6 protein-coding genes are annotated in these 6,905 nt (G+C 26.2%); all 6 read right to left on the bottom strand.

Annotated elements, in window-relative coordinates:
- Positions 1 to 123: 123 nt before the first annotated feature.
- The 6 genes from SPJ33_RS09815 to SPJ33_RS09790 all read right to left on the bottom strand — a co-directional run bounded on the left by SPJ33_RS09815 (position 124) and on the right by SPJ33_RS09790 (position 6,821).
- On the bottom strand, positions 124 to 1,608 hold the full coding sequence (locus tag SPJ33_RS09815) for a hypothetical protein (protein WP_321117783.1): 1,485 nt from the start codon (positions 1,606 to 1,608) through the stop codon (positions 124 to 126).
- Between the two features lie 624 nt (positions 1,609 to 2,232).
- Positions 2,233 to 3,159, bottom strand: coding sequence for a DMT family transporter (locus tag SPJ33_RS09810; RefSeq protein WP_321117782.1), 927 nt, complete (start codon positions 3,157 to 3,159; stop codon positions 2,233 to 2,235).
- Positions 3,160 to 3,199: 40 nt separating this feature from the next.
- Entirely contained in the window at positions 3,200 to 4,294 is a 1,095-nt protein-coding gene (locus SPJ33_RS09805) for a HAMP domain-containing sensor histidine kinase (protein ID WP_321117781.1), read from the bottom strand.
- Positions 4,287 to 4,964, bottom strand: coding sequence for a response regulator transcription factor (locus SPJ33_RS09800; protein WP_321117779.1), 678 nt, complete (start codon positions 4,962 to 4,964; stop codon positions 4,287 to 4,289). The genes SPJ33_RS09805 and SPJ33_RS09800 overlap by 8 nt, the downstream gene beginning before the upstream one ends.
- Positions 4,965 to 5,022: 58 nt before the next feature.
- Positions 5,023 to 5,436, bottom strand: coding sequence for a PepSY domain-containing protein (locus SPJ33_RS09795; RefSeq protein WP_321117778.1), 414 nt, complete (start codon positions 5,434 to 5,436; stop codon positions 5,023 to 5,025).
- Between the two features lie 86 nt (positions 5,437 to 5,522).
- Complete coding sequence (locus tag SPJ33_RS09790; protein ID WP_321117777.1) at positions 5,523 to 6,821, bottom strand: M18 family aminopeptidase; 1,299 nt, start codon at positions 6,819 to 6,821, stop codon at positions 5,523 to 5,525.
- Between the last annotated feature and the right edge of the window lie 84 nt (positions 6,822 to 6,905).

Raw genomic sequence — 6,905 nt, 5'->3', positions numbered from 1 at the left:
AAGTTTTTATAGTTGTTGCTATACCATCATTTCCTTTAACTCTCTTACTCATATTGGCTCTTGTTATATATCCTGACTTCTTACATTGTTCTATAAAATCTTCTTTATTAATTAATATAAAATCTAAACCATTATTTTTTTATATCTGCTTAAATCATCAAGTATTAAATTTAACCTAATATAAGTTCTATTTTTATCTATTAAAATCTTATATGTTGAATTATCATCTCTTAAATGTGGCTCATTTAATACCATATCATTAATCTTAATTATCATATTTTCATATATAGCATTTGTTTCTTCTCCATTTTGCATAACATTTTCTTTTATAACATTTGCTATTCCATCAATAAAGTTTGGTACTTCAACTCTTTCTCCTATAACTTCTTCTAGGGTTTCTTCTAAAATGTGCATACCAGTACAAGCATTAATAAATGTATTTAATGGTCTATCCTTTAATCCAAATGTATTACATTCTTTGTATAAAGCTCTAATGTTATAATAATCTTCATCACTCATGTTTAAAATCTTATTTAAAACTGTATTTCCTAATTTATTTAATATAATTTCATTATCTTTAAGCCATTGTAACGCTTGTCCACTTATTGCTGGTCTTTCACTTTTTGATAAATATACTATTAAACTTCTTTCAATACTTGCTTTATCCTTATTTTTAAAATTCTCTTCACCACAAATAACTATTGGAGAATTAAGCCTATATTTTGTTACTGATAGATCTTTATTACCTCTTTCAGCATAAGACCTATCATAACAATTTTTCATCATGTCATTAATCATATCACATGAATATTTACTCATTTCTGATGGCTTATACTCATCAAATATCTTAGTATAATTTCCTTCTGATAATTTTTTTGTTAATGCAAACTTAGTGATATTCTTTATTGCAGCTCCAGTATATGAAGAAGGATATCCAAGTATAGGATTTATTATATTTTCTTTTGTAGTACTCTTACCACTTCCACTTTCACCTATAATAAGTAAATGGTGCAATTTAACTCCCTTTTTATATGTTTTTTCAATAGCTAAATTATTTACAATAGTTCCAAGTATACTACAACAAAATTCTTCTTTATTAAACTTAAATAAATTTTGTATAAGACTTTTTGCTTCTTGTTTTGTTAGCATTTCATTACTAAGAACAAATTCACTATCACAATTACAAACAATCTTTGTATTAATTCCATTACTTGTTATTGATCCATTAGGAGTAATTAGCATACCGTCTTTAAATTGAATACCTGTATATATAGTTTTAATTTCATATGTAAAATATTTATATATCCAATTTTTAAGTCTATCTAAACCATTAATCCCACCATTAAAAGTAAGTGCCATTGTACCTAAGAAATTTTTAAAACTTCTAACATCATTAAATATGTTTACATCTCCAACTCTTGTAAATAATTCTCCATCTTGTGACTTTAATACAAGTTCTATCCCTTCAGTTCCTTCACCAACAAATCTTATAATTTTAGCTGCTACAATATTAAAGTTTGTAATATAATCTCGTTTTTCTTGTGGCTCTTCACAATCTTTCTTTTCTATAATTTGAGTTTCATAAACACCTATGTAATCTTGTTGCAACTCATATATATTTTTTAAATCTAAACTCTTATAAATGCATTTTTTTAATTCCTCTTTGGTGTGTCCTTCTTCAATCCAATCTGTAATATCTTTATTATCTCCTAGCTCCTCTAATCCAATAAGCTTAATTATTTTATAAGAATTAGCATATTGATAAACCTTTTTATATACTTCATATATGTACTTTTGTCCTGCTTCTCCAGTATCTCCAAGTACATGAATTCTTGATCCTTCAAATATTGAATAATTAAAAGTTTTGATACTAAACTAAATAAAAAAAGAGATAACTATGCCAGTTATCTCCTAAACAATATTTTGTTTTGGTCTTTATGTTTTAATTTTGCCCAATTTTTATTGCTTCTATTCATTTATTTAAGTATATTTTATATTAAGTTTCTTTCCTAATAAATTTACTATCCTGTTATATTAACAATATGTTTTATACTTGAATTATTTAATTTAATATTAGTTTTAAAAATAAAAAAAGATAGCCTTTTGGCTATCTTTTTTAGTAGGGGTAAAACAAATAATAATTATAAAAAAACGAGATTTAATAGGATTTATCTTAATTGTAGACAACTTCTATTATTTCTATTCACCTTTTATAAAAAAATATCTAAAATTTTATATTTCAAAACCCACATCTTTATTTTTCTTTTCTATTATCTCTTCTGTAGTTTCATTACCTGACTTATCTTTTGCTAGAATAATTGTTGATATAAGTATAAATATTGTTCCCATGATAAGTGAAAATGTTAGTTGTTCTTTAAATATAATAATTCCCATTATTATACTAACAATCGGCTCAAAAGTTCCAAGGATTGATGCAGATGAAGCACCAATTAGCTCTATTCCTTTTAGTAATAACACCATTGAAAGTATTGTTGATATAACTGCTATACAGATATATGATACTGTAAGATTCATACTAATCTTTGTAACTAATGAACCATTTAAAATACTATATATAAATATTCCAGTAGCAGCCCCAAAAGTTACATACATAGTTACTACTCTATTATCAATATCAGAAACTTCTTTTATAGACATCAATATTATATATATTGCATATGATAATCCAGAAAAAGTGGCTAAAAATACTCCCAATGTACTTAGCGTATTATTTTCAAATGTTATTAATGCATAAACTCCAAGCCCTGCAAATACTAATGAAAATAATTTATTTTTACCCATTCTTTTCTTCAATAAAATATATTCTAATATGCAAACAAATGCTGGGTATATAAAATGTAATGATGTAGCTAGTCCTACCCCTAAATAATTATATGATGAAAATAATGTTTGAGTTGTCATTGTATATCCCAAAAAGCCTGTAATAAAAAGTAATATAAATTGCTTCTTACTTACTCTTATTGAAACTCCTTTAAAAGTTAAGTATATAAATAATATAAGCGTTGCTATTGAGAATCTAAAAAATAATACTGTATTTGAATTTGATCCATTTATATATGCAAACTTTGCAAATATAGGCATTACCCCAAATGCTACAGATGCTAAAATTGCATATAATATTCCTTTGTAGTTTTTCATAAACTTCCCCTTATAATTTTTTACTTTCCTAAATTAATATTTAATTATTCTCTATCGGAATTTTAACAATAAATTTCGAACCTAATGAAACCCTGCTTTCTACTGATATTGTACCACCATAAATCGTTACTAATCTCTTTGCGATTGAAAGTCCAAGACCATTTCCACCCGTTTTACTATTTCTTGATTCATCAACTCTATAAAATCTATCAAATAATAAAGGCATATCTTTTTCTGGTATTCCAATTCCGAAATCTTCAACTATTAATATACTATCTTTATAGTTATTTTTAAATTCTATTTTTATATCTTTTTTATCTTTTGAATATTTAATTGCATTATCTATCAAAATTATTAGTAATTGTTTTATATGCAAATCTTTCATAGGAAATGAAGTTAATCCATTGTAGTTATATGTGATATTATAATCTTTATATACTATTGAAAAGTCATTTAATACGCTATTAACAACTTCTCTTATATTACAGTTTCCTTCTATTTTTTCATCAATTTTATCTAAATTTGAAATATCTAATAAGGTCTTAACTAGTGCTATCAATCTATCAACTTCTTCAATACTTGCTTTAATTGATTTATCTAAAACTTCTCTGTCATCTTTTCCCCACCTACTTAATAATGATAAATGACCTTTTATTATAGTTAATGGCGTCTTAAGTTCATGAGAGGCATCTTGAACAAATCTTCTTTCTCTATTAAATGAATTTTCAACATCATCCATTAATGAATTAAAAACTATCCCAATCTTTGATATTTCATCATTACTATTACTAACCTTTACTCTTCTATCAAGTCTTCCCTCATCTTTTATTTCTTTCATAGTATTAGTCAATTCTCTTATATTACTAAGTAACATTCTAGATACGATAACTCCTCCTATAATGCTTATTATTAATCCAAATACCGTAGTAATTATTATTAAATACCCATAAGATTCAAATAAATCATCAAATATCTTAAGATTTATTCCATATTTCCTTTTATGGTCAAAGAACCAATCAAAGAGTATAGCAGTTTGAGCTATCGTTATAAAAATTAAAAATAAAACAAAAATTATGATAGATGCTAGAGTTATCTTCCAAAAGATAGGTAGATTTTTATATTTTTCTTTAATCATGATCTCTCATTACATATCCAACTCCCCTAACTGTTTGGATATATTTTTCCTTATCTAATTTATCTAATTTATTTCTAACATATCTAACATATACATCAACTATATTAGTTTCGGCCTCTGAATTATATCCCCATACACTATTTAATAATACTTCTCTAGTTAAAACTCTATTTTTATTTCTCATAAAGCTTAATAGTAATTGAAATTCCGTATTTGTAAGCTCTATTATTTCATCATTTTTCTTAACTATCCTACCTTCAATATCTAGTGTTATATCTTTAAATTTAATTTCTGACTCTTTATTAGACTTCTTAACTCTTCTAAGTATAACTTCCATCCTAGCTAATAATTCTTCAATAGCAAATGGCTTTGCTAAGTAATCATCTGCCCCAGTTTGAAGTCCTGTAACTTTATCCATAACACTATCTCTTGCTGTTAACATAATAATTGGGGTATCTTTTTCTTTTCTTATTCTTCTACATACTTCTAATCCATTTATTCCAGGTAACATTAAATCTAAAAGTATTATGTCATAATTATTTTCTAAAGCCATGCTTACAGCAAGTCTCCCATTATCTGCAACATCAACTTCATAACCTTCATATTTTAATTCCATCTGTATAAATGAAACCATATTCTCTTCATCTTCAACTATAAGTACTTTATACATTCTAAATTCTCTCCTCTTTTATCCATAAAAAAGAAAAAGGTAGACTTAAATCCACCTTTTACTTCTTATGATGCCTAATTGATGGACTATTTATTTCTAATATAGCTCCTGTTTCTCCATCAACAGTTACTTCTTGAATCATATTTTCTTCATCTTTTATTTTAAATTCATATTCTACATGTAAATCTTCTATTTCTCTTTCACTTTTAATGACTGTTCCTTTTACTTGTTCTAGTGCAATTGCTTTAGCTTGATCTAATGTATACTTTTCTGAATCTTTTACAGTTTTTAATACAATTCCACCCATAACTGCTCCACTAACTACAATTAAAGAAATAATAGAAAATAATATTCTCTTGTACTTTTTGAATCCTTTTTTAACTTTCTTTTTTTCTTCTCTAAGTACTTCTTCTTTTTTATAATCTTTATCTTCTATTTCTATATATTCAACGTTATTTTTGTTTTCATTCATTTAAAAATCCTCCTTGATATTACTAAGTTATGTATTAATAATATCAAGGCTAAATTAAAATACTCTTTAAATTAAATGAGAATTTTCTAATTTAAGCTAAAGAATTTTGTAAATGCTTCTATTGTATAGAAATTATCTTTAACAGATGCAAGTTCTCTAATTGAATGCATTCCTATAAGTGGTGCTCCCATATCTATAACAGGTATGCAAAGGTCAGCTGCTGACATTGGTCCTATTGTTGTTCCACCTCTTACATCTGATCTATTAACAAACTTTTGTACTGGAACATTAGCTTCTTTACATACTGATTCAAATATTCCTGCTGCAACACCTTCTGTTGAATAGCTTCCTGAAGCTGCAATTTTAAGAACTGGTCCGTTTCCTAATAATGGTCTATTTGTTGGGTCGTGCTTTTCTGATAAATTTGGATGCACAGCATGAGCTAAATCTGCTGAAATCATTATTGAATTTGAAACTGCTCTAAAGAATTCTTCTGAATTTTTACCTAATGCAATTGCAATTCTTTCAAGCGTTCCTCTTATAAGTTTTGATTGAGCACCTTGTGCAGTTAAGCTTCCTATTTCTTCATTATCAATACAAATCATAACTTTTGTTGAGTCTATATCTGTACTATTTATTAAAGCCTTTATACCTACAAATACCATCCATTGGTCATCTAACTTACCAGCTGATATAAGTTCTTCATTTATTCCCATTACACAACCTTTTTCATATTCATATAAGAATAAATCAAAGTCTAATATTTCATCTTCTGAAACTCCAAGTTCATCAGTTAAAAGACTCATTAAATAGCCCTTCTTTTCTAATTCTTCATTTACAAAACCTACTAATGGTAAAGTATCTTTTTGTCTATTAAAGTTATAACCTTCATTAACTGATCTATTCATATGAATAGCTAAGCTTGGTATTATAAGTACTGGTTTATTTATATTTACTAATTCAACTCTTGGCTTTAAAGCTGATTTTCCTTTTAATATTACTCTTCCAGCTATTCCAAGTGGTCTATCAAACCAAGTATAAAGTATTGGTCCACCATATACTTCTGTATTTAATCTTACATAATGGTCTTCTGTTTTCATTTCTGCATTTGGCTTTATTCTAAATCCTGGTGCATCTGTATGAGCTCCTATAAGTCTAAATCCATCTTTTTCAATTTCTCCATTACCAACTTTAAAGGCTATTACTGCTGAATTATTCTTTACTAAATAATACTTTCCACCTTTTTTAAATTTCCAAGAGTCTTTTTCAAATATTTCTTCAAATCCTTCATTATCTAACATATCTTTTACTGAACTTGCAGCATGATAAGCTGTTGGACTTTTATATAAAAAGTCTATTAATTCTTTCGCTAATTTTTTTTCCATAACAATTCCTCCTAATACCTTCTATATATAATTAAAAATTTATATATTTAAATCCATATAACATATTATTTAATAATATTTAAA

The organism is Clostridium sp. (assembly GCF_034179595.1).
Taxonomy (GTDB): domain Bacteria; phylum Bacillota; class Clostridia; order Clostridiales; family Clostridiaceae; genus Clostridium.
This window is presented reverse-complemented; position numbering and strand designations above follow the sequence as displayed.

Bases quoted from the DNA above. Each gene is read 5' to 3' on its own strand.
- SPJ33_RS09800 (WP_321117779.1), bottom strand. From the start codon at position 4,964: ATGTATAAAGTACTTATAGTTGAAGATGAAGAGAATATGGTTTCATTT.
- SPJ33_RS09810 (WP_321117782.1), bottom strand. From the start codon at position 3,159: ATGAAAAACTACAAAGGAATATTATATGCAATTTTAGCATCTGTAGCA.
- SPJ33_RS09790 (WP_321117777.1), bottom strand. From the start codon at position 6,821: ATGGAAAAAAAATTAGCGAAAGAATTAATAGACTTTTTATATAAAAGT.
- SPJ33_RS09795 (WP_321117778.1), bottom strand. From the start codon at position 5,436: ATGAATGAAAACAAAAATAACGTTGAATATATAGAAATAGAAGATAAA.
- SPJ33_RS09805 (WP_321117781.1), bottom strand. From the start codon at position 4,294: ATGATTAAAGAAAAATATAAAAATCTACCTATCTTTTGGAAGATAACT.